Genomic DNA, 23,881 nt, shown 5'->3' with positions numbered 1-23,881 from the left:
ATGGTGTAAAACTAATATGTGTAAACTTCACTTTCCGTTCTTATATTTTTTGCGGTTGATAAATATCAAGCTTGTCTCAGTTTTCTTCTTTTCTATTTGGTTTAATAACATCGCAAATGCGCAACAAAGAAACATAATTTGGAATACCCAAAGCAAAAATTCATCAGAATCGATGGCTGTAGGCGGTGGAGATATTGGTGTAAATGTTTGGGTAGAAAAGGGAGAAATTTATGCCTATCTCTCAAAAAGTGGTGCATTTGATGAAAATAACACCTTACTTAAGCTTGGACGAATAAAATTGAAATTAACTCCAAATCCATTTCAAGGAAAAGATTTTAAACAAGAACTGCTTTTAAAAGATGGTTACATTCAAATTTATGGAAAGAAAGGTAAATTAACTGCTAATGTGAAAGTGTGGGTAGATGTATTTAGTCCAACTATACATTTTGATGTAGAATCAAATCAAAAAATTCATACAGAAGCAAGTTATCAATCTTGGCGTTTTCAAGATCGGATTACAAAAGGAAAAGAAAATAATCAAAACTCTTATAAATGGGCACCACAAGGTGAAGTTAAAACCTTAAAAGATTCTATCTATTTTCAGAATAATATTGTTAATTTTTATCATACCAATAAAAAAACAGTTTTTGATGTAGTGGTTAAACAACAAGGGTTGGAAAATTATATCAACGAGCTTTATAATCCTCTTTTTAATAGAACGGCTGGAGGTAGCATGTGGGGTAAAAACCTGCATCAAGCTGGTATAACTGAAGGTGAATATTTAGGTACTCCATATCGAGAGTGGAAGTTGAAAACTATAAAATCGGTAAAAGTCAGTAATTTAATTGTAGATCTATTTGCTGATTTTTCTTTTAATGTTCCGATTGTAGGGGAGCGTGTAGCGCCCGATATTGCATTTAAAGCAACAAAAAAATGGTGGAATGACTATTGGAATAAAAGCTTCATTTACATCAACTCTGTTGATACTTTAGCAAACCAAGTAAGTCAGAATTACCAATTATTCAGGTACATGTTAGGTGCAAATTCAAAAGGCAATTGGCCAACAAAATTTAACGGTGGCTTATTTACTTTTGATCCTCAATTAACAGATACATCTCTAAAATATACACCTGATTTCAGAAATTGGGGAGGCGGTACCCATACGGCTCAAAATCAAAGATTGGTGTACTGGCCTATGCTTAAAAGTGGCGATTTCGAAATGATGAAACCTCAATTTGAGTTTTACAAACGCATTTTACAAAATGCTGAATTAAGAACTAAAGTTGCTTGGGGCCATAATGGCGCTAGTTTTACCGAACAAATAGAAAATTTCGGTTTGCCAAATCCAGCAGAATACGGTTGGAAACGCCCTGAAGGTTACGATAAAGGCATGGAATACAATGCTTGGCTCGAATACGAATGGGATACTATTTTAGAGTTCTGCATGATGATTTTAGAAACAGAACGTTATAACAATCAAGACATTACAGCATACATGCCGTTGATAGAAAGTTCGCTTACGTTTTTTAAAGAACATTACACTTATTTGGCTAAACAAAGAGGGGCAAAGGCTTTAGATGCCAACGGACATTTGGTTTTATATCCAGGTTCTGCAGCCGAAACTTATAAAATGGCTTACAATGCTACCTCAACCATTGCAGGATTAAAAACTGTTTTGCAAAGGTTAATAGAACTAAAATCAGCCTCTGAAGAACAGAAAAAAAATTGGCAAACCATTTTAAATACCATTCCGCCAATTAGTTTTAGAGAATTTAATGAGAAACCAACGATTTCGCCAGCTAAATTATGGGAGCGAGTTAACAATACCGAAAGTCCGCAATTGTACCCAGTTTATCCATGGGGGATATATGGTGTCGGCAAACCCGGATTAGATACTGCAATAAACACTTATCAGTTTGATACTGATGTTTTAAAATTCAGAAGTCATGTTGGCTGGAAACAAGACAATATTTTTGCCGCAAGACTAGGTTTAACTGATGAAGCTGCAAGATTAACAAAGTTGAAACTTCAAAATTCTGGCAGAAGATTTCCAGCATTTTGGGGTCCTGGATTTGATTGGGTTCCAGATCACAATTGGGGCGGATCTGGGATGATTGGTTTACAAGAAATGTTAATGCAATGCGATGGAAAAAAAATCATCTTGTTTCCGGCGTGGCCGAAAAACTGGGATGTGCACTTTAAACTCCATGCACCATACCAAACTACTGTTGAAGGGGTTTTAAAAAATGGAAAAATAGAAAGCTTAAAAGTTATACCAGAAGAAAGAATAAAAGATATAATAAAAATGATAGAATGATTGAAGGATTGAATGAGGGAATAAATAGCAAATTTTTCAAACTCTCTCATTCGGTCATTCTCTCATTCAATAATTTCAAAATTTATGAACTTAAACTTAAAAGATAAAGTTATCATCATCACTGGTGGTGCAAAAGGAATTGGCAAAGCAATGGCAGAGCTTTTTGCCAAAGAAGAAGCTATAGCTGTAGTTGTTGGTCGCAAAGCGGAAGATAATTTAAAAGTTACCGATGCGATTAATGCCAATGGCGGTAAGGCATTTCAGTTTGTAGCAGAATTGGCAAAACCAGCAGACTGCGAAAAAGTGGTTAAAGAAATTATTACACAATTTGGTAGAATTGATGGTTTGGTGAATAACGCAGGTGTAAATGATGGAGTTGGATTAGAAAATGGAAACTATGAAGATTTTATGGCTTCATTACACAAAAATGTAGTTCATTACTATTTAATGGCACATTATGCTTTACCAGAGCTAATTAGAAGTAAAGGAGCAATTGTTAATATTACTTCTAAAACTGGCGAAACCGGACAAGGAAATACTTCGGCTTATGCCGCTGCTAATGGCGGTAGAAATGCTTTAACCAGAGAATGGGCAGTTGAATTGTTAAAATATGGTATTCGTGTTAACGCCATTATGGTAGCCGAATGTTGGACACCAGCATACGAAACATGGATCGAAACCTTGCCAAATGCCCAAGAAAAATTAAATGAAATCACTTCGAAAATTCCGCTAGAAAACAGAATGACAACTGCCGAAGAAATTGCTAATATGGCGGCTTTTTTAATGTCTGATAAATCAAGCCACACAACTGGACAAATTATTCATGTAGATGGTGGTTACGTTCACTTAGACAGAGCTTTAGCTAATGCTTAGTTAATTTTGAATGATTGAATTTTGAATGATTGAATTTTGAATGAAGGAATAATTTGTAATTCCTTGATTGGTGTCCTCACCAATCAGTTACAACAAAACTTTGTCATCCTGAGCTTGTCGAAGGACTGCTGTAAACTTTGTCCTAATAAAATAATATTAATCCACTTCCTTGGTTGGTGTCCCCACCAACCATTGATAAATCTAACATATCGGTCGGTGGAGACACCGACCAAGGAAAAGACTGACAACAATTAAAATGAAAACCCTAACCTGCACAACACCTGGAAACTTCGAGTATTCAGAAACAGAAAAACCTCAATTGCAAAAAGGCCAAGCAATTATCAAGATTAAACGCATTGGCATTTGTGGTACAGATTTACATGCTTTTGAAGGCACACAGCCTTTTTTTAATTATCCACGAGTTTTAGGTCATGAACTTTCTGGCGAATTAGTTGAAGTAGATGGAAATGATGAGTTTAAAGTGGGCGAGAAGGTTACGTTTATTCCTTATTTTAATTGTGGAGAATGTATCGCTTGCCGAATGCATAAGCCCAACTGCTGTGTAAAAATGCAGGTTTGCGGTGTTCATGTAGATGGTGGCATGCGTGAATATTTATCAGTACCAGCTAAAACTTTACTACATGGTGAAGATTTAACTTACGATGAATTGGCTTTGGTTGAACCTTTAGCCATTGGTGCTCATGGAGTTCGCAGAGCGGATATAAAAAAAGGCGAATTTGTATTGGTGATTGGTGCTGGTCCGATTGGATTAGGAACTATGGAATTTGCCCGAATTGCAGGAGCAAAGGTGATTGCTTTAGATATTAATGATAGCCGCTTGGCATTTTGTAAAGACAAACTAAAAGTAGATTTTGTAGTAAATGCTTTATCTGATGATGTGTTAGCTCAATTGAGCGATATTACCAACGGAGATATGCCAACAGTTGTGATTGATGCAACTGGAAACCAGAAAGCAATTAACAACGCGATTAATTACATGGCGCATGGAGCAAGATTTGTATTAATTGGTTTGCAAAAAGGTGATTTAATTTTTAATCATCCAGAATTTCATAAACGTGAAGCAACCTTAATGAGCAGCCGAAACGCAACTATAGAAGATTTTGAACATGTGATTAAATCGATGAAAGCTGGTTTGGTTAACCCAACCAACTACATTACCCATAAAGTAGATTTTGGTGATGTTAAAGATCAGTTCAGCAATTGGTTAGATCCTAAAAATGGAGTAATAAAAGCTATGGTGAGTTTAGGTGATTAGTGGTTTGTTTATAACCTTTACATCGATAATTAAATCTTTTTAGTGTATTTAATAACGCTCTTTGTATATAAATAGCAAAGCAATTCAGCGTTAAATATCCTAAAATAAGCACTATTTTTTGAACTTAAATAATAATTAAGCTAAAGTTGCTAAACCATTCTAATTTTTTTTCGAGTTCTCGAATTTCAATATCAAAAGCCAACTCATTATTATTTTAAAATTTTAATATCGAAATATATTTTATTAAAGAAATTTTCAAACATTTAGCTTATTAGATGTGTGCTAATGCTTTACAATATTGTAAAATCGGCTGCCGTCTTTTTTACAACAATTAATACATTATCAAAAAGAAATATCCATTTGGTTATTACGTATTTTGTTGTATTTTAGACCACAAATCAATGTTCAAACATCTATAAAATAAACGTTCAATCAATCTAACTTTGAAGACTTTTCTATTGGTCAGTTTCTTGTGTCTAGTTACATTAACGTGTAGTGCACAGCGTATAACTCCTTCTGTAATAAATGCTGGTGGTGGATCATTTACCAATTCGGCTTATGTTTTTGAGTGGAATATTGGCGAACTTGCTCTTGTAGAAAGTATGGTGACTTCTAAAGTGAGCTTAACCAACGGATTTTTGCAACCTCTACCGCCACTTTTTATTCTTACGCCTAATTTATATGTTGTTGCAACAAATATATTAACCCCAAATGCAGATGGATCAAATGATACTTGGATCATTAGGGATTTGGATAGGTACTCAGAAAATGAGGTTACTATAATAGACCGAGGTGGTCGTATTCTTTATAAAGTAAAAAATTACCAAAATGATTGGAAAGGTGATTTTAATGGAAACCCTCTTGCCGAAGACACCTATTATTATATACTAAGTTTAAAGAAAAATAACCAAACTGCCATTCAACGTGGTTTTATCACTCTTATTAGATAATCTAAAGCTCCAATTATGATTAAAAAATTTACCTACTTAAAGTTTTTTGTGTTAGTTTCTATTTTTGTAACATTTTTTAGTTATGTATCAGTAGCTCAACAGATTAACCAAATAAATTATCAAGGTGTGGCCCGTAAAGCAGATGGTAGTCCTGTTGCAGAGCAAAACGTTACACTACGTTTATCAATTCATGATGGCGGCGCAAACTCCCCAGTTGTTTATTCAGAAACTCGAACTATTTTAACTAATAAGTTTGGATTATTTACCGCCTTAATTGGTAGCAGTGGTGCTAGTTCACAAACTGGGAATTTTAGTACAATAATTTGGGCTACTGGTAATAAATTTTTACAAGTTGAGATTGATCCAACTGGAGGTAACGGTTTCCTAAACATGGGTACATCGCAATTACAGTCGGTGCCTTACGCCATTTACGCTAGTCAAGCTGCTCCTGCTGGAACCGCATCTGGTGATCTTAGTGGATCATATCCCAATCCTATAGTTAGCAAAATTCAAGGTGCTCCAATTAGTGCAACAGCTCCACAAAATGGCCAAGTACTAAGATGGAATGGTTCGCTATGGATACCGGATAATTTACCTACTTCCGTAACACAACAGCCAATAACCATTTCAGCAACTACTCCATTAAGTGTAATTATTGGAAACGGAAATGCTAATTTAAGTTTAAATAGAGCAAATGCCACTACAGACGGGTTTTTGTCACAAACAGATTGGGTGCAATTTAATGATAAAACATCAAAAGCTTATGTTGATGCAGCTGTAGCAAACGCATCAATTCCTGATGCAAGCCTAACTATTAAAGGAAAAATACAGTTATCTGGTGATTTATCAGGTACAGCAGATCAACCAGTTATAGCAAACGGAAAAATAACCAATAGTAAAATTGCCGATGGCGCAATAACAACAACCAAATTAATTGATGGCGTAATAACTGATGCAAAAATTGCTAATGGCATTAATGCTTTTAAAGTTGGTCTTGGAAACGTAAATAACACAGGCGATCTCGATAAACCAATCAGCACAGCTACACAAACAGCATTAAATTCAAAATCCAGCACAGCTGATTTAGCTTTAAAAGCACCAATCGCTTCACCAACTTTTACAGGTACAGTTTCTGGTATTAGCAAAGCCATGGTGGGTTTGGGCAATTTAGATAACACAGGCGATCTCGATAAACCAATCAGCACAGCTACACAAACAGCATTAAATTTAAAATCCAGCACAGCTGATTTAGCTTTAAAAGCACCAATCGCTTCACCAACTTTTACGGGTACAGTTTCTGGTATTAGCAAAGCGATGGTTGGTTTGGGCAATGTAGAYAACACAGCCGATTTAGATAAACCCATCAGCACAGCTACACAAACAGCATTAAATTTAAAATCTAGCGCAGCTGATTTAGCTTTAAAAGCACCAATCGCTTCACCAACTTTTACGGGTACAGTTTCTGGTATTAGCAAAGCGATGGTGGGTTTGGGCAATGCAGATAACACAGCCGATTTAGATAAACCCATCAGCACAGCTACACAAACAGCATTAGATTTAAAATCCAGCACAGCTGATTTATCTTTAAAAGCACCAATTGCTTCACCAACTTTTACAGGTACAGTTTCTGGTATTAGCAAAGCGATGGTTGGTTTAGGCAGCGTTGATAACACCGCAGATTTAGATAAACCCATCAGCACAGCTACCCAAACAGCATTAAATTCAAAAGGTAGCGCTACTGATTTAGCTTTAAAAGCACCAATAGCTTCACCAACTTTTACGGGTACAGTTTCTGGTATTAGCAAAGCGATGGTCGGTTTGGGCAATGCAGATAACACCGCAGATCTTGATAAACCAATTAGCACAGCTACCCAAACTGCATTAGATTTAAAAGGCAGTACAGCTGATTTAGCTTTAAAAGCACCAATCGCTTCACCAACTTTTACAGGTACAGTATCTGGTATTAGCAAAGCGATGGTTGGTTTGGGCAATGTAGATAACACAGCCGATTTAGATAAACCCATCAGCACAGCTACACAAACAGCGTTAGATTTAAAAGGTAGTGCAGCTGATTTAGCTTTAAAAGCACCAATAGCCTCACCAACTTTTACGGGTACAGTTTCTGGTATTAGCAAAGCGATGGTTGGTTTAGGCAGCGTTGATAACACCGCAGATTTAGATAAACCCATCAGCACAGCTACACAAACAGCGTTAGATTTAAAAGGTAGTGCAGCTGATTTAGCTTTAAAAGCACCAATAGCCTCGCCAACTTTTACGGGTACAGTTTCTGGTATTAGCAAAGCGATGGTTGGTTTGGGCAATGCAGACAATACCGCTGATTTAGATAAACCCATCAGCACAGCTACACAAACAGCATTAGATGCACGTGAGCTAATCAGTAATAAAAGTTTAAATATAATTACAGATGCCTCTTCAGATATAAAATATCCTAGTGTTAAATCGGTAAAAGCTTATGTTGATGCTGCAGTTACAGCGGTACGTGAAGTTGCAGATGAGTTTACAGCTACTGCATCACAAACTTCTTTTTCGTTAACACAAACGCCATCTTCCAACAGTAAAATAAAAATGTACGTAAATGGCATAAGAATTAGTAATACGGCATATACTTCAACTACAAGTACCTTAACTTATGTACCTGCTAACAACGGTGGTTATGTATTAATTTCTGGAGATCGTATTCAATTCGACTATTTTTATTAAGGACATGAAAATTTTAACGAAACGAACGGTAATTATTCTGCTGTTAATTGGGTTAATTACTTATGGTGTTATTGGAGTAAAAGCTCAAAATACCTTAGACTTAGCTGGCCTAACAAGCAGTACCCCAGCTTATGTAGCTTTCTCTATGAGAAAACTTAGCTCAGCTTATAATGGTAACGCCATTCAAGTAAGGCGAAGTAGTGATAATGCCACACAAAATATTGGGTTTGTTGGTAGTGAACTTGATATAACATCTCTTAATACATTTATTGGAAGTAGTAACGGCTATGTCACGATATGGTATGATCAAAGTGGAAATGGGCGTAACATGTCTCAACCAAATGCAATTAACCAACCTCGAATTGTAAATGCAGGGGTGTTAGATACAGAAAATGGAAAGCCATTTATTCGTTTTTTTAAATCTCCATCTACTTATAACTCACTTGAATTGGCAACTGAAATGAATGTTGTAGGAATGGTATCTGTTGTAAATAAATTTGCAGCCGGTGCTCGTGGATTTTTGCTTGGTCACTCTACTCAATACAATTGGCATGATCAACCACCTAAATTATTTGCTACTTATGCATCCCAAAGTATTATTAATAGCACAGTTTATCAAAACGGAGTAACAACTACTGGTAGCCAAGCACTTTGGAATTCTACTTTAATGGTAAATACCGTAATTCCGCTAACACCTAATTCGGGTACAGCTTGGGATAATATAGGTAGAGATAGAACCATATATAACCATACACAAGCTGGTGGAGGAGATACAGAGTTAATAGCATTTACTACAAATCCTTCATCTTTAAACCGAAGTCTGTTAGAGAAAAACCAAGCAGCATACTATGGTATTTCCTTAAATAACAACTATTTAAACCGCAATGGTAAATTAACTAGTGCAATTAGCGAACAATTGAATAAGTTTGGTAAAACAGGTGTTTCAGGAATGCTTCCAAATGGGCAAACTGCTCCTAATGCATTACCAGCAACACCAATTGCCAGTAATTTAGCCTTAATTGGAACAACAGCAAATCTAAATGTAGTTATGCCATTTTATGATGGTGCAAATACAACAATAGGTATTTGTTGGGGAACCAGTCCTAATCCAACAATTGCGGGTACACGAAGCAGTAGCCAATTCTCAGGATCAAGTGTGTCTGCAAATTTAACTGGCCTTTCTAGTGGAACAACTTATTATGCTCGTCCATACGCTACCAACACACTAGGCACCACTTATGGTACAGAAATTAGTTTTAGCCACTTAGCTATAGGTATGAGCTTTAGAGGTGGTAAAGTTGCTTACATTTATCAACCTTCAGATCCTGGATATGTTGAAGGTGAAGTTCATGGTATAATTGCTGCAAATGGTGACCTTGGATTGGGAAATTTTGGATGTAGTGGAACTGTTTTGGGTGCAACAGCAACTGCTTTAGGAACTGGTGCTACAAATACAGCAACTATAATAACAGCTTGTCCTACAGCCGCCGCTGCAAGCAAAGCTAATAACTACAGTGTAGTAGATGGCGGAGTTACCTATTCAGATTGGTATTTACCAAGTATCAACGAATTGAGAAAATTATGGGATTCAAGAGCAGTAGTAGGTGGTTACGCAACGGTTAGGTACTGGTCATCAACAGAAAGTGTAGTCATCCCTTCAGGATCTGCTCAGGTTATAATTTTTAATACAGGCTTAATAACAGATGCTTATTCTAAAAACAACTCCACTCCAAACGTACGAGCGATACGGTATTTTTAACATTCCTTCAAATGAAAATTTATAAAGTTTTTGCAAAGTTTACATTTATGATGTTATTTGCTGGGTTTACATTCGCTGCTAAAGCTCAGCAAAGTACTTTAGGAGCGATTTTTTACCAAAATCAATACCTCGCCAACCCATCATTAGCTGGTAGATATGAAGGCTTGAATGCTAGTTTATCCTATCGCCAACAATGGAGCAGAATTGAGGGTGCTCCAGTAAATCAGGCATTAACGGTAGATTGGAGTGGTGGTAAACGTGTTGGATTAGGACTTTTAATATATAGTGACCAAGCTGGTTTATTAAATCGTACCCGCACAATGGCTACATATGCTTATCATTTGCCATTAGGCGAAAATCAGCAATTGCATTTTGGAATATCATTCGGTTTTATGAGCCAACGCATTAAATATGAGGATTTAATAGGAGACTTAAAAGATAATTCGTTGGAACGATTTGACAATAGGCAGGTCTTTTTAGATGGTGATTTTGGGCTAGCTTTTACAACTAGTAAACTTAATCTGCAACTTGCAGTTCCCAATTTAAGAGTAATGTTTAATAACGAAGAGAATATTGCTAGGCTAGACCGTACTACATTTTTTACTGCAATAAGTTATAAAATTCCGTTCGAAAATTTTTTAAATGGGATGAAAGTTGAACCGAAAATTGTGTATCAAGGTGTTAAAGACTTTGATGATTTACTAAATATAGGTGCTAATGTTACTTTTTCTGATGAAAAGTTGAGTGTAATGACAATATGGAGTAGTTCAGATAACTTAACTTATGGGATCGGAATAAACCATAACCGTATTTTTTCTTTTACTGGGATGTACGGAAATAGCTTTAAAGAAATTCAGGGTTTTGATAATGCCTATTTTGAACTAGGTATAAAATGTAAGATTTTTTAACTGAATTTTCTATTACACCATTAAAATTTTTGCTTCACGAAGTACTTAATTTTACGCTTACAACTATTGTGTTTATCGCTGGTTTTGCTTCCTAAACCTTATTGCAATGAAAAGCCTCAGTTTTCCCGATTTTATCCTATCGTGTGGACACATCTTTTTGCTCATTGCCTGTTGGCACTTTGCTGAGTTCCTTTAATAAATACACAAGTTTCTACCAAGAACGACCGTCAATCCCTAGTGCCGGGGAAATCAAAAAACAGGAGCACAATAGAACAAACACCACTACCAAACCTTAAACGCAGTGGTTTTGTGTTCGAGTTAGCAGATGCTTTTATTTATCATATGCGAACAAAACGAAGTGCCACTGTTTTTTGATGAGCGAGAGCCTGTGAAAAGGCACATAGCGGATTGACAAGCATTTTTATTTACTTTTGATGCCTCAAAAGTAAAATGCCTCGCGGCATAGAGCGAAAAAATAAATCAATATTTGTGTCCACGCGATAGGATTTTATCGGGATGAAAAATTGAGCTTGTAATGTAAACCAAGGCTAACATTAATCTTCTCCCAATAATTGCTTTTCAAAATAATTACTAACATATTTAGTTAAATATCTTGATAACTTGTTAATATATACTAATATATTTAGTATTATATTTGTTTATCAATTTATGGATTTCGGCGATAAACATATTATACACATGGATCAGGATGCTTTTTTTGTTTCGGTAGAAATAAAAAAGAATAGCAAACTAGCGGGTTTACCGGTTATTATTGGCGGTACATCTGATAGGGGCGTGGTGGCATCTTGTAGTTACGAGGCCCGTAAATTTGGGATACACTCGGCAATGCCTAGCAGAATGGCTAAACAGCTTTGTCCGCATGCTATTTTTGTAAAAGGCAGTATGGATGAGTATAGTTATTATTCGCATCAAATTACTGAATTATTGCATGAAAAAGTGCCTTTATTAGAAAAAGCGAGCATTGATGAGCATTATATAGACATGACCGGGATGGATAAATTTTTCGGTTGTATGAAGTTTGCCCATGAGTTGCGACATTCGGTAATGGATCAAATTGGTTTGCCTATTTCTTTTGGTTTATCTATTAACAAAACGGTATCTAAAATGGCTACCAATGAGTGTAAGCCAGATGGCGAGTTACAGATACAAAAACTTGAAGTTCAAACATTTTTAAATCCTTTATCTATAAAAAAAATACCAGGTTTGGGTGATGCAACATTTCTTAAATTAAGCGAAATGGGAGTGCGAAAAATACATACCTTAACTCAAATTCCGCAAGAGTTGATGTTTAAAATATTGGGGCAAAATGGCTTAAGTCTTTGGCAAAAAGCAAACGGAATAGATAACTCGCCAGTGGTACCTTACCGTGAGCAAAAATCTATTGGCAAGCAAACTACTTTTGAAAGTGATAGCATGGATATTGCAGGTATAAAAATCATTTTAACTGATATGATTACAAACCTAGCTTTTGAATTAAGGCAGAAGCAAAAGTTAACCGCCTGCATTACGGTAACCATTCGTTATGCCAACTTTGAAACCGTTACACAACAAGCTAAAATACCTTATACTTCGTTAGATAGTACGCTGATTGCCAAAGCAAAAGATCTGTTTGATAAAGTTTACAGCAAAAGAATGTTATTGCGATTGGTGGGTGTAAAATTATCGCATTTGGTAAGCGGCAGTGAACAGATTGATTTATACGGACCATCTGAAAAAATCTATAATCTTTATCAAAGTATGGATAAAATGCGTTCTCGCTATGGTATTGATGCTGTTAAATTAGCAACGGTTTTACCTAATAAAGGTGATACAAAGAGTAAAAAAGCTTCTTTTATGAACAAAAATTCTTAAGGTTTTGCAAAAACAGTTAATTTGCAATTGTCGTAATCTTAATCGATAAAACATGTTAAAAATCGCCTATCATCCTATTTATGCACATCCTTTGCCCGAAGGTCATCGTTTCCCGATGCTTAAGTACGAGTTGATACCTGCTCAGTTGCTGCATGAAGGAACGATTACCGAGGCAAATATTTTCGCTCCAGATGCTTTACCTGAAAAAGATATTGTGGCAACTCATGATAAAGATTATTGGCTTGCGCTTAAAAATTTAACTTTACCATACAAAGAACAACGAAGAATTGGTTTTCCGCTCGATGCGCAATTGGTAGAAAGAGAAATTAGAATTGCGCAAGGAACCATTGATTGCACAGCGTTTGCAAAAGAATTTGGTGTTGCTTTTAACGTTGCTGGTGGTACACACCATGCAGGTAGCAATTGGGGCGAAGGTTTTTGTTTGTTGAATGACCAAGCTATAGCGGCAAACTACCTTTTAAATAACAACTTAGCTAAGCGTATCTTAATTATAGATTTAGATGTGCATCAAGGAAATGGTACTGCGCAAATTTTTGCAAATGAGCCAAGCGTGTTTACGTTTTCTATGCATGGCGATAAAAACTTTCCTTTCAGAAAAGAACAGTCAGATTTGGATATTGCCTTGGCTGATGAAACTGGGGATGAAGAATTTTTAAGTAAATTAAGTGAAGCTTTAAAATTTGTATTCGAAAAGCACAAACCAGATTTTGTATTTTATCTCTCAGGGGTTGATGTTTTAGCAAGCGATAAGCTGGGAAAACTATCACTTAGTAAAAATGCTTGCAAGCAACGCGATCAATTAGTTTTTGAAGCTTGTATTAAAAATCAAGTTCCGGTGCAGGTGAGCATGGGTGGTGGTTATTCTGAAGATATTAAAATCATTGTTGATGCACATTGCAATACTTTTAGAGTAGCGAGGGATCTATACAGCTAGTGTCACCCTGAGCGTAGTCGAAGGGTTATTTTTGTAATATTCGCCTTAAGATCCTTCGACTACGCTCAGGATGACAAACCCTCATAGAATGACGCAAAATCCTTATCTTCGCCAAATGTTAGAAATTGTTTACCAAGATGAACATTTAATCGCCATCAACAAACCTCATGGCTTATTGGTTCATCGATCTAAAATAGCAAATGATGCAACAGAATTTGCCTTACAAATATTAAGGGATCAAATAGGTAAACATGTAAGTCCGGTACATCGTTTAGACCGTAAAACGAGTGGTTTATTATTATTCGCATTTGAAAAAGACGTAGAAATCGCCATGCATAAAATGTTTCAAGAAAGCGAAGTGAGTAAAAAGTATTTAGCTATTTTACGTGGTTATGCTCCAGATGAACTGGATATCGATTATCCATTAGCCAAAGAAAATGGCAATATGCAAGAGGCATTCACTGCTTTTAAAACTTTACAAAGGGCCGAAATAAATGTAGCTTTTGGTAAACATCTTACATCAAGATATTCATTAGTAGAAGCTACACCTAAAACAGGTAGAATGCATCAGTTGCGTAGGCACTTTGCGCATATTTTCCATCCCATAATTGGCGACAGAAAACATGGCTGCAATAAACAGAACAAGTTTTTTAAGGAAGAATTCGAAATGACAACCATGTTATTACATGCCTCAGCGCTTTCGTTCGTTCATCCGGTTACAGGTAATTTAGTTAATTTAAAAGCAAACCTGCATGATGAGTTTAAAAGAGTGATGGAAATGATGAATTTTACCCATTAAACAATATTTGGCTCAACTATTGAGTTTAATTAGCAATATGAAATCAAATTTACTAGCAATTTTACTTTCAACAATTTTATTAAGCAGCTGCTCATCTATTTACATGCCAAGTGTACCTAATACGCCAATGCTTACAACACAGGGCGAAATTGCAGCTGGTGTACATATGTCGCTCAAAGGAAATTTTAATTTTAACTCTGCTTATGCAGTTACTAATCATGTTGCTGTAATTGCTAATGGTTCTTTTATGCAAAATGAGGCAACCAGAAAAGATGTTAAAAATAAATCTGTTGAAATTGGCGCAGGATACTTTAATACTTTTGGACCAGATAATAACAGAATAATTGAAATTTACGGCGGTTTAGGTAGCGGCAAGAGCGATCGATTTTTTAGAACGTTTGATAATGATGTATTGATTGCTACTGATAATCAGGAAGCTAACTTTGATAAAAAATTTATACAAGTAAATTACAGCTCTAAACGTAGAAGTAATTTGCGTTTATTTGGTGTAGATTTTGGTTTAAATTACGGTACCGCATTGCGGATGAGTTTCATAAATACCAATAATTTTTACCGAAACGGGATTTTACAAGCAAATGAAGACAATATTTTTATTGAGCCTGTATTTTTTACCAGAATGATTTTAAGTGAGCAAGTTCAATTACAATACACCAGCGGAAGTAATTTTGGCTTAAAGAGTAGAAAATTCTTAAATGCTGGAAATTCTGTTTTCAGTATTGGTGCAGTTGTAAATTTGGGTAGAGCGCCTAAAAAATAATCAGCATTGCTTAAAATTATTTAACTTCACTACAATCAGTTATCAACAGGTGTAAGTTTAGTGGAAATTCAAAATAATATTACCGTTCGTAAAATTATCCATATTGACATGGATGCTTTTTACGCAGCTGTAGAGCAACGTGATTTTCCAGAATATAAAGGTAAACCATTGATAGTTGGCGGCTCGCCAGAAGGTAGAGGTGGGGTAGTTGCAACTGCAAGTTACGAGGCCAGAAAATTTGGTATTAAATCTGCAATGACGAGCAAAAAAGCACAACAACTTTGCCCTTATGCACTTTTTGTTAGACCAAGATTTGATGCTTATAAAGAAGTGTCGAAAAAAATTAGAGAGATTTTTAGCAGATATACCGACTTGATTGAACCTCTATCATTAGATGAAGCATATTTAGACGTAACTGAAGATAAATTGAACATCGGCTCTGCCATAACTATTGCCGAACAGATTAAACAAGCCATTAAAAATGAATTAAATTTAACTGCCTCGGCTGGAGTCTCTATTAATAAGTTCACTGCTAAAATAGCGTCAGACATGAATAAACCTGATGGATTGACTTTTATTGGTCCCTCTAAAATGGAGAAATTTATGGAAAAACTACCTGTAGAGAAATTTTATGGTGTTGGGAAAGTTACTGCCGAAAAAATGAAAAGACAGGGTTTGCATACTGGTTTAGATCTTAAAAAACAAACAGAAGCAAGACTAACTCAATTATTTGGTAAGAGCGGAAAGTTTTTTTATAATATTGTTAGAGGGATTGATCATCGCCCTGTGCAACCACATCATGAAATTAAATCTATTAGCGCAGAAGATACTTTTGCCGAAGATTTGGATAAGGGCGAAGAACTAGATGATTGTTTAACTAAAGTAGCTCATTCTGCATTTGCACGATTAGAGCGCTATAAAATTTATGGTAGAACATTAACTGTTAAAATTAAATTTGCAGATTTTAAACAAATAACCAGAAGCTTATCGCAAACAACCCCAATAAATGATATAAATATTGCACTAAGCATTTGCAAAAATATAATTGCTAATACAGATTTTGAAGGAAAGAAAGTGAGGTTATTAGGTGTTGGTTTTTCTAATTTTGGAGAAACAAAAATGAGAGATCGTTTAGAGGGCTACCAACAAACGCTATTTCCTGAAATGAATAAAATTTAATATACAGTTAATTTTAAAGCCAAACTAATTGGTTACATTTACGTTTTAAGTAAAAAAGCAAACTTTATGGAATTTAATGTAGTTACAATTTCGATTTTGGTAATAGCAATAGCGCTATTCATCGTGTTTGTTATTAAGAGAAACAAAAAAGACCGAAAAGATTTAGAAAAAGAATTAAATCAAAAAGAACTTACACCTGATAAAAACGATCAAAACCTGAAGATCTAATTTGATAAATTAAGCTGATCTTCTAAAGTTTCTAATAATGAATCAATATCAAATGGCTTTTCAACAATCTCATCAGCACAAACATCTTTAACTTTGTGTATTTGCGGATGAGTGGATAAAACAATTACCGGAATGTGGCAAGTTTCTTTAACATCTTTAAATTGTCTGCAAAGCTCAGTGCCTTCATCAGTTACCTTTAAAATATCTAACAATATCGCATCTGGTTGTAAGCTAATGGCTTGCTCTAGTATATCTTGGTCATTTTTTGAGGATATGACTTCGTAACCTGCTTCATCTAATACCAAAGAAATAAGCTCAAGAATATCTTGGTTATGTTCAATTACCAGAATGCGTTTTTTCATTTAAATGGGATGAATATTTATTTTGCAAATATAATAAAATTATTGTGGTAGTTGGGGTATATCAATTTTTGAAGTTGGAGAAGAAAGAGAATGGAGAAATGCGATAACTGCATTAATTTCGCTACTGCTTAATCTAATTCCTCTAAGTAATTTATCGTGCTTAGGCAACAGCGGATCATCTAATTGAGCCAATGTAAATGCCGGAAAAGGCATTCCCATGTTGTACAAACCCATTAAATTTTCCATGCTATTAATAGAGCCGTTATGAAACCATGGACCGGTTTTCATTACATTTCTTAAGCTGGGAGTTTTAAATTTACCTACATCTTCTGGTTTTTTGGTAGCTAAATACCTGCCTAAATCCTGATTTTTTTCACTAAAATTTGACAATCCTAGGTTATGAAAATCCTGATCGGTAAATAATGGGCCGAAGTGACAGTTCATGCACCTCGCTTTTGTTCTAAATAAATTTAAACCTACAATTTGCTGGTCGGTTAATGCTTTATCTTCCCCTGCTAAAAATTTATCGAAGTTAGATGTGCCGCTAATTAAGGTTCTTTGAAAATCAGCAATGCTTTTAACCACTCGATCATTGTCAATTACTTCATCACCAAAAGCAGCTTTAAATAATTTGCGGTAGCCTTTTATTTTACGCAACTTTTTAGGCAATACTTTCATGTCTTGGTGCATTTCAATTTCTGATGAAAGTGGCCCATTTGCTTGTTCTTCTAAGGTTTTTGCTCTTCCATCCCAAAATAAACTGGTGTAAAAAGCAACATTTTCTAAACTAGGAGAGTTGCGTGTATTTTTAGCTTTTTTGTGCCCTAAAGAAACATCCAAACCATCTGTAAAATGTAGTTCTGGCTTATGGCAGTTTGCACAAGAAATTTCATTTGAAGCTGAAAGCCGTGGATCAAAAAATAAGATTTTGCCTAATTCAACTCTGTTTCTGTTGCTATCTACACTTAAGTATATTGAAATTTCTGAAAGTAGCCCAAACTCTAAGTAGTTAACTCCTTTATCAATGGTTGGTTTTGGCCATTTGCTAATGGGTTGAGCATATTTTTTGCGTAATGAATCTACCGTTTCTCTATTTCCAATAAACTCTACCGATCTAAAAGATAACACCAGTAAAAAACTAATTACCAATGCAAAAATGATAAATAGCTTTTTCAATCTATCTTAATTTTTTGTTGTATAAGTAATCTTGTTTTAAATTGAAACCTAAAAAAGAGTAAAATTGAGGCTGTTAATAAGCCAAAAGTTAATCCGTACCAAATTCCTTTTTCACCTAAGTTAAAATGAAAGCCCAAAATATATCCTACCGGGATACCGATGATCCAATAAGACAAAAAGGTGATAATTGTAGGAACGTTTACATCGCCAATGCCACGTAAAACACCTAAACCAATTACTTGGGTTCCATCAAACAATTGAAAAAAGCCAGCAATAATTAGCAACTGAGCGGCAATAGCAACTACTGCTGTGTCTTTGGTATAAATATAAGGGAGAATTGTATTTGCTAAAACAAAAAGTAAGGCAGTACATAACATAAAGCCAATAACTATGTGATAACTAGCAATTGCAGATCTCCTCAAGTCGGTAAAGTTTCGTTGTCCTAAATAATTACCTGTTTTAATGGTTGCCGATGATGCGATACCACTCGCAATCATGTAAGTAAACGCGGCTAAATTTATGGCAATTTGATGTGCAGCTTGCTCAGCCGTTCCAATAGTACCAATAATTATAGCTGCACCGCTAAAGGCGCTAATTTCAAAAATGTACTGCATGGCAACAGGAGCACCAATTCTTATAATGGCTAAACTTCTTACTTTATCTAGCGCATAAATTTTAAACTCTTTTAAAAATATTTTGAAGTTTTTAGATTTAAGCACATACAATGCCATTACAACAGCCATTAAAGTTCTGTCTATTAGTGTACTTATACCAACTCCAGAAACACCCATTGCTTCAAAACCGAACATACCTCTTACTAAAATGATACCGATTACAATATTAATCACATTACCAAAAATCGAAATCAACATGGCTTGTAATGTAAAACCCAAACCTTCAGCAAATTGCTTAAAGGTTTGAAATATCATTAATGGTACAATAGATAACGAAAGATAGGCTAAATATGGTTTTGCATGAAATACCACATCTGGCGATTGCCCAATATTATTAATTACTGCAAGTGTGCCAAAATGTATAAAACAATATAAAAATATGCCAGTTATCACATTGATAATTAAACTATTAGAGAGCAGTCTACCGCATTCGTTATTGTCTTTTCTGCCATTGGCTTGGGCAATTAATGGCGTTAAGCCATAAGAAATACCCAATCCTAAAACCAGCACCAACATAAACAAACTATTTACCAAAGAAACGGCTGCCAATTGTACGGTACCAGCAAATTGACCAACAATAATGCTATCGGCCATGTGTACCGCCATGTGCCCAATTTGCGAGCCAACAATAGGCAAAGCAAGAATTAAGTTTTCTTTATAGTAAGGTTTATATTTGGCAAAAAGCGTTTGTAACATACAATTACAAAATTGATGTTTTTATTCGTAATCTTTTATTTATTCTTTAAAATTTGATATGGTTTTAGGATAGTTAGTGCTAACTAAATTATCAAGTTTTATTTTGAAAAGCAAAATGGCATTATTATTAATGTTAGTCCTGCCAATGCTACAATCTTTTCTTCACTTCGACTGCGCTCAGTGTGACGAAAAGGATTTTCGCTTATGTCAGGTTTATTTTACACGTTGTTATGCAATTATTTACGGTTTACCTGCACAAGCTTTAATTATAGCTCTGATTGCAGCTATATTTACAATTTTTGTTAAAAAAATTGGAAATAAAAGCGGAAAGCAGGAGCAAAGAAGATAGAAAGCAGTTGCCTTGCGCTTCTAATAAATAAAATTGATTTTCGGCTGGTGAGGACACCAGCCGAGGAGAGTAGAAGTTATTTTTAGACCTCAGAGAGGTCTTATGTCTATAGCTAATGTGCAATTATGGTGTGCGACCCCAGCTGGGGTCGAATGTATGCCTTGCAATTGCTATACAGATATTATCCCGTTGGGATAATTGAACCCTCCGTTTAATTTTCTAACCATAAATAGACAATGAAAACATAGGCTAGCGCATTTTTTCCTATATTAACTATGTGCCTATGTGTTTAATTTTTAAACTTCCGAACACTAATGGTGTCTCACCAGCCGATAGGTTGGAAAGAGATAAAAACGCAAATTATTTTAAATCAACTGCAGTAAAATATTCTTCCTTTTCTGAGGTATGTGGCTGTAAAACACCAGTTAAAATTAAACTCACGATAATTTTTTGCGCTTTTTTATAGGCACTTCTAGTCAATTTGCTATATTCTTTTAGTGTGATCCTGCCATGCTCTTGTAAATAGGTTAGCAATTTCTTTTCATGATCTGAATAGTTGATGAGCTGGCCTATTTCGCTATTACGTTCTTTTAAAACATCGATAATGATTTTACTTGCCAAAACACTTTTGTCTTTCACTCTAAAATAAACCCACCACTTTTTATTTTCATCCATGGCGTAATGCGGTTTTAGGTTGCTTTTTTCAATTTCGGCTACCAGTACTAACTTATCGTCAACATAAATTTCATCAAATTTTGGTTCTAATGCAGGTTTACAAAAAACATGAGCGGCTTTTGTAATCATGTATTTTTCTTCATCTTCATCTTTTACGCCTTTAATGCTTCCATCATCAGCTATGCCAATTAAAAGTTTTCCGCCTCGGTTATTTGCAAATGCGACCAGCGTTTTGGCAATTTTTTGGCTGCTGCTAATTGTTTTTTTAAAATCTAAGCTAACGTTTTCGCCTTCCAGAATTAATCTTTTGATATTCATACGTTAGCATTTTAAATGGCAGCAGTTTGGTTTTCGCCCGGAAACTTGTTTCTCAAATACACTTCATTCATCACCGTAGCACATAATTCGCCTTTTGTATTAAACAATTCCATTGGGTATGCTTTTACAAACTTTCCTGTTTCTTTTAACGAATTTTCTGCTTCTGCAATCATTTCATCAGTTATTTTAATGGTAAAAAACAAATTGGTTAAACCAGGTTTTAAATAATTAATAGCTGCACTTTTAAGCCAAACCCTAACTTTAAAACCCCTGCGTTGCATTAACTGATCAAAAAGTATGGCGTAAAATGGATCTGTTGCTGCATAAATTGTTCCGCCAAAAATAGAGCCATTGTAATTTCTATTTAAAAAACTGTTGCTTATTTTAACATCAACTCCCAAAAAATCTTTATGAAATTTTTTTACCCAAATGCGCTGAAATAATAATGGTGGATAGGCATTCATCGCCCATTTTAAGGTTCTTTCTGAAACTTTCATGATGTTTTAAATATCAACAATACAATTGATGTTTAAAAATTAATTGCCCAACATCTATTATTTAACTATAAATCAACTTCAATAAATTTTACATTCTATCAATTATTCTAATTAAAAACTTTACAAAACTTTAGCACAGTTAACTTAATTTTGACGACACATCACTTATTATATATATTTTGAAGAGAATTTTCGCTTTTAAGGTTTTTATAGTTTTAATTTTAATTTATTGCTCTAGCGCAACCGTATTATTTGCTCAAAAAAACTATACGGTTAATGGTATTGTTAAAAATGCATCAACTGGAGAAACATTAATTGGTGCAAGTGTAAAAATTTCTGGCGTCTCTCAACTTGGCACATCCACCAATAATTACGGATTTTACAGTATAAATTTACCGGCTGGCCAATATAAATTTGAGATTTCGTATGTTGGTTATGTTACTCAAATTAAGGAATTAAATATTACAGCCAATACCAAACAAGATTTCAGCATCGAAGAATCTAATAACCTAAGTGAAGTTGTAATTACGAATATTCGTAGAAACGAAAATTTGGTAAAGCCGCAAATGGGTGTAGAAAAACTGAATGTGAAAGACATACAGAATATCCCTGTTCTGTTTGGTGAGAAAGATATTTTAAAAACCTTACAGCTTTTGCCAGGTATTAAATCTGCTGGAGAAGGCAATAGTGGTTTTTATGTGAGGGGTGGTGCAACCGACCAAAATTTGATATTATTAGATGAAGCGCCTGTTTATAATGCTTCACACTTACTTGGCTTTTTCTCTACCTTTAATTCTGATGCCATTAAAGATGTTACCGTTTACAAAGGTGGTATGCCTGCTCAATATGGTGGTAGATTATCATCAGTTTTAGATGTAAGAATGAACGATGGAAATAGAAAAGAAACCACTTTTGAAGGTGGTATTGGCTTAATTTCATCGAGGTTAAAAGTAGAAGGACCTTTTGTTAAGGATAAAAGTTCTTTTATGATTAGCGGAAGAAGGACTTACGCAGATGCATTTTTGGCTTTTGCTCCAGATACCTCATTAAGAGAAAACACGCTTTATTTTTATGATTTAAATGCTAAAGCGAACTATCAACTTGATGATAAAAACACGGTTTACCTATCGGGATATTTTGGTAGAGATAAACTCGGATTAAGTAATACTTTTGGTTTTAACTGGGGTAACGCAACAGGTACATTACGTTGGAATCATTTGTTTAGCAATAGATTATTTTCAAATACTTCATTAATTGTAAGCAAGTACGATTATACAATCGAAAATTTATTAAGTGGCAGCGAGTTTAAAGTAAATTCAAGCATCAGTGATTTTAACCTGAAACAAGATTTCAACTTTTCGCTAAATAATAAACACGAGTTGAAGTTTGGTTTTGATGCCATTCACCATACCATTGCTCCTGGAGAAATTTCATCGCCAAGCACATCAAGCGTAAATGAAATAAAAATTGAGAACAGAAAAGGTATAGAATTGGCAGCTTATATTTCTGATCAGTACAACTTGAGCGATAAAATTAAATTGGTTTACGGGTTAAGGATTTCTTCTTTCTCACTTTTAGGTGGTGGTAATTTTAAAACATTTGATGTTGATGGAATAGAAACAAGTTCAACATTTTATAAACCTGGCGAAATTGTGAAAAGCTATGTTAATTTAGAACCTCGATTTTCTGCAAGTTTCCAGCTTGATGACACCAAATCGATCAAAACATCGTATACCAGAAATGTACAGAATTTGCACCTCATGTCAAACTCTACGGCAACATCGCCAACAGATTTGTATATTATGAATAGTTTAAATACCAAACCAGAGTTGGCAGATCAATTCTCGTTAGGTTATTTCAATAATTTTAAAGATAACGATTACGAGTTTTCTGCTGAGGTTTACTACAAACCCATGCAAAATCAAATTGAATATAGAAATGGTACTGATTTGCGAGGTAACCAAAACGTTGAGGCTGATTTAATTTATGGTAAGGGAAGAGCGTACGGACTGGAATTGTTTTTTAAAAAGAAGTACGGCAAGTTTAACGGTTGGGTAGGTTATACATTATCAAAAACCGAAAGACAATTTGACTTAATAAGCGATGGAAATTGGTTTAATGCCCGTCAGGATAGACCACACGATGTTTCGGTTGTTGGGATTTATAAACCTGGCAAGCGTTGGATATTCTCATCAACTTTTGTTTACAGCAGTGGCAACGCCGTTACTTTCCCGATAGGTAAATATGTATTAGACGGACAAACAGTTTTCTTTTATGGCGAACGCAATGCCAATAGAACACCCGATTTTCATCGTTTAGATGTTTCTGCAACTTTAGAGGGCAAACCAAACAAGAAATTTAAATCTAGCTGGAATTTCGGTATCTATAATTTATACAATAGAAAAAATCCTTTTGCTATTAATTTTCAGGATAATCCAGATAATACTACGCAAACTCAAGCAGTTCAAACTTCTTTATTCGGCATTATTCCATCAGTTACCTGGAATTTTAAATTTTAA

At 34.9% G+C, this 23,881-nt stretch carries 20 protein-coding genes; 15 read left to right on the top strand and 5 right to left on the bottom strand.

The window, feature by feature from the left end; all coding sequences use genetic code 11:
* Positions 1-55 precede the first annotated feature (55 nt).
* The 13 genes from FA045_RS03540 (at position 56) to FA045_RS18805 (ending at position 16,615) form a co-directional block, all read left to right on the top strand.
* The gene (locus FA045_RS03540) at positions 56-2,317 is read left to right on the top strand and encodes a DUF5703 domain-containing protein (RefSeq protein ID WP_225871259.1); all 2,262 of its coding nucleotides are present in this window, start codon (positions 56-58) and stop codon (positions 2,315-2,317) included.
* Positions 2,318-2,401: 84 nt separating this feature from the next.
* Positions 2,402-3,190 (top strand): L-fucose dehydrogenase, encoded by a 789-nt coding sequence (locus FA045_RS03535; protein ID WP_136874552.1) that lies wholly within the window; start codon positions 2,402-2,404, stop codon positions 3,188-3,190.
* Between the two features lie 256 nt (positions 3,191-3,446).
* Positions 3,447-4,466: a zinc-binding alcohol dehydrogenase family protein gene (locus FA045_RS03530; RefSeq protein ID WP_136874550.1), complete on the top strand. Its 1,020-nt coding sequence runs from the start codon at positions 3,447-3,449 to the stop codon at positions 4,464-4,466.
* Positions 4,467-4,909: 443 nt separating this feature from the next.
* Positions 4,910-5,416 carry a gliding motility-associated C-terminal domain-containing protein gene (locus FA045_RS03525; RefSeq protein ID WP_136874548.1) on the top strand — a complete coding sequence of 169 codons (507 nt, stop codon included), beginning with the start codon at positions 4,910-4,912 and terminating at the stop codon, positions 5,414-5,416.
* Between the two features lie 15 nt (positions 5,417-5,431).
* On the top strand, positions 5,432-8,137 hold the full coding sequence (locus tag FA045_RS03520; protein ID WP_136874546.1) for a hypothetical protein: 2,706 nt from the start codon (positions 5,432-5,434) through the stop codon (positions 8,135-8,137).
* A 4-nt stretch (positions 8,138-8,141) separates the two neighbouring features.
* Positions 8,142-9,896 (top strand): arabinofuranosidase catalytic domain-containing protein, encoded by a 1,755-nt coding sequence (locus FA045_RS03515; protein ID WP_136874544.1) that lies wholly within the window; start codon positions 8,142-8,144, stop codon positions 9,894-9,896.
* 11 nt (positions 9,897-9,907) lie between these two features.
* The gene (locus FA045_RS03510; protein WP_136874542.1) at positions 9,908-10,804 is read left to right on the top strand and encodes a PorP/SprF family type IX secretion system membrane protein; all 897 of its coding nucleotides are present in this window, start codon (positions 9,908-9,910) and stop codon (positions 10,802-10,804) included.
* A 669-nt stretch (positions 10,805-11,473) separates the two neighbouring features.
* Positions 11,474-12,676, top strand: a complete 1,203-nt coding sequence (gene dinB, locus FA045_RS03505; protein ID WP_136874540.1) for a DNA polymerase IV — start codon at positions 11,474-11,476, stop codon at positions 12,674-12,676.
* A 52-nt stretch (positions 12,677-12,728) separates the two neighbouring features.
* Complete coding sequence (locus FA045_RS03500) at positions 12,729-13,631, top strand: histone deacetylase family protein (RefSeq protein WP_136874538.1); 903 nt, start codon at positions 12,729-12,731, stop codon at positions 13,629-13,631.
* A gap of 115 nt (positions 13,632-13,746) precedes the next feature.
* The gene (locus FA045_RS03495; RefSeq protein ID WP_136875280.1) at positions 13,747-14,430 is read left to right on the top strand and encodes a pseudouridine synthase; all 684 of its coding nucleotides are present in this window, start codon (positions 13,747-13,749) and stop codon (positions 14,428-14,430) included.
* A 37-nt stretch (positions 14,431-14,467) separates the two neighbouring features.
* Positions 14,468-15,208, top strand: coding sequence for a hypothetical protein (locus FA045_RS03490; protein ID WP_136874536.1), 741 nt, complete (start codon positions 14,468-14,470; stop codon positions 15,206-15,208).
* A 60-nt stretch (positions 15,209-15,268) separates the two neighbouring features.
* Entirely contained in the window at positions 15,269-16,387 is a 1,119-nt protein-coding gene (dinB, locus tag FA045_RS03485) for a DNA polymerase IV (protein ID WP_136874534.1), read from the top strand.
* Between the two features lie 66 nt (positions 16,388-16,453).
* Positions 16,454-16,615, top strand: coding sequence for a hypothetical protein (locus tag FA045_RS18805; RefSeq protein WP_169305013.1), 162 nt, complete (start codon positions 16,454-16,456; stop codon positions 16,613-16,615).
* On the opposite strand, the gene FA045_RS03480 is transcribed toward FA045_RS18805, so the two are convergent.
* Genes FA045_RS03480 through FA045_RS03470 form a run of 3 tightly spaced genes read right to left on the bottom strand, consistent with a single transcriptional unit; the run spans position 16,612 to position 19,523 of the window.
* Positions 16,612-16,977, bottom strand: coding sequence for a response regulator (locus FA045_RS03480; RefSeq protein ID WP_136874532.1), 366 nt, complete (start codon positions 16,975-16,977; stop codon positions 16,612-16,614). The genes FA045_RS18805 and FA045_RS03480 overlap by 4 nt on opposite strands.
* A gap of 39 nt (positions 16,978-17,016) precedes the next feature.
* Positions 17,017-18,153, bottom strand: a complete 1,137-nt coding sequence (locus tag FA045_RS03475) for a cytochrome-c peroxidase (RefSeq protein WP_136874530.1) — start codon at positions 18,151-18,153, stop codon at positions 17,017-17,019.
* Positions 18,150-19,523 carry an MATE family efflux transporter gene (locus FA045_RS03470; protein ID WP_136874528.1) on the bottom strand — a complete coding sequence of 458 codons (1,374 nt, stop codon included), beginning with the start codon at positions 19,521-19,523 and terminating at the stop codon, positions 18,150-18,152. Before FA045_RS03470 ends, FA045_RS03475 begins: the two co-directional genes overlap by 4 nt.
* A gap of 115 nt (positions 19,524-19,638) precedes the next feature.
* Between FA045_RS03470 and FA045_RS03465 the strand changes: the two genes are divergently transcribed.
* Positions 19,639-19,872 (top strand): hypothetical protein, encoded by a 234-nt coding sequence (locus tag FA045_RS03465; RefSeq protein ID WP_136874526.1) that lies wholly within the window; start codon positions 19,639-19,641, stop codon positions 19,870-19,872.
* A gap of 360 nt (positions 19,873-20,232) precedes the next feature.
* On the opposite strand, the gene FA045_RS03460 is transcribed toward FA045_RS03465, so the two are convergent.
* Complete coding sequence (locus FA045_RS03460; RefSeq protein WP_136874521.1) at positions 20,233-20,865, bottom strand: AlbA family DNA-binding domain-containing protein; 633 nt, start codon at positions 20,863-20,865, stop codon at positions 20,233-20,235.
* Positions 20,866-20,876: 11 nt separating this feature from the next.
* Positions 20,877-21,362 carry a PaaI family thioesterase gene (locus FA045_RS03455; protein ID WP_136874519.1) on the bottom strand — a complete coding sequence of 162 codons (486 nt, stop codon included), beginning with the start codon at positions 21,360-21,362 and terminating at the stop codon, positions 20,877-20,879.
* A gap of 179 nt (positions 21,363-21,541) precedes the next feature.
* Between FA045_RS03455 and FA045_RS03450 the strand changes: the two genes are divergently transcribed.
* The gene (locus FA045_RS03450; RefSeq protein WP_136874517.1) at positions 21,542-23,881 is read left to right on the top strand and encodes a TonB-dependent receptor; all 2,340 of its coding nucleotides are present in this window, start codon (positions 21,542-21,544) and stop codon (positions 23,879-23,881) included.

Origin of the sequence: Pedobacter cryotolerans, from assembly GCF_005116475.1 — a bacterium.
GTDB classification, from domain to species: domain Bacteria; phylum Bacteroidota; class Bacteroidia; order Sphingobacteriales; family Sphingobacteriaceae; genus Pedobacter; species Pedobacter cryotolerans.
This window is presented reverse-complemented; position numbering and strand designations above follow the sequence as displayed.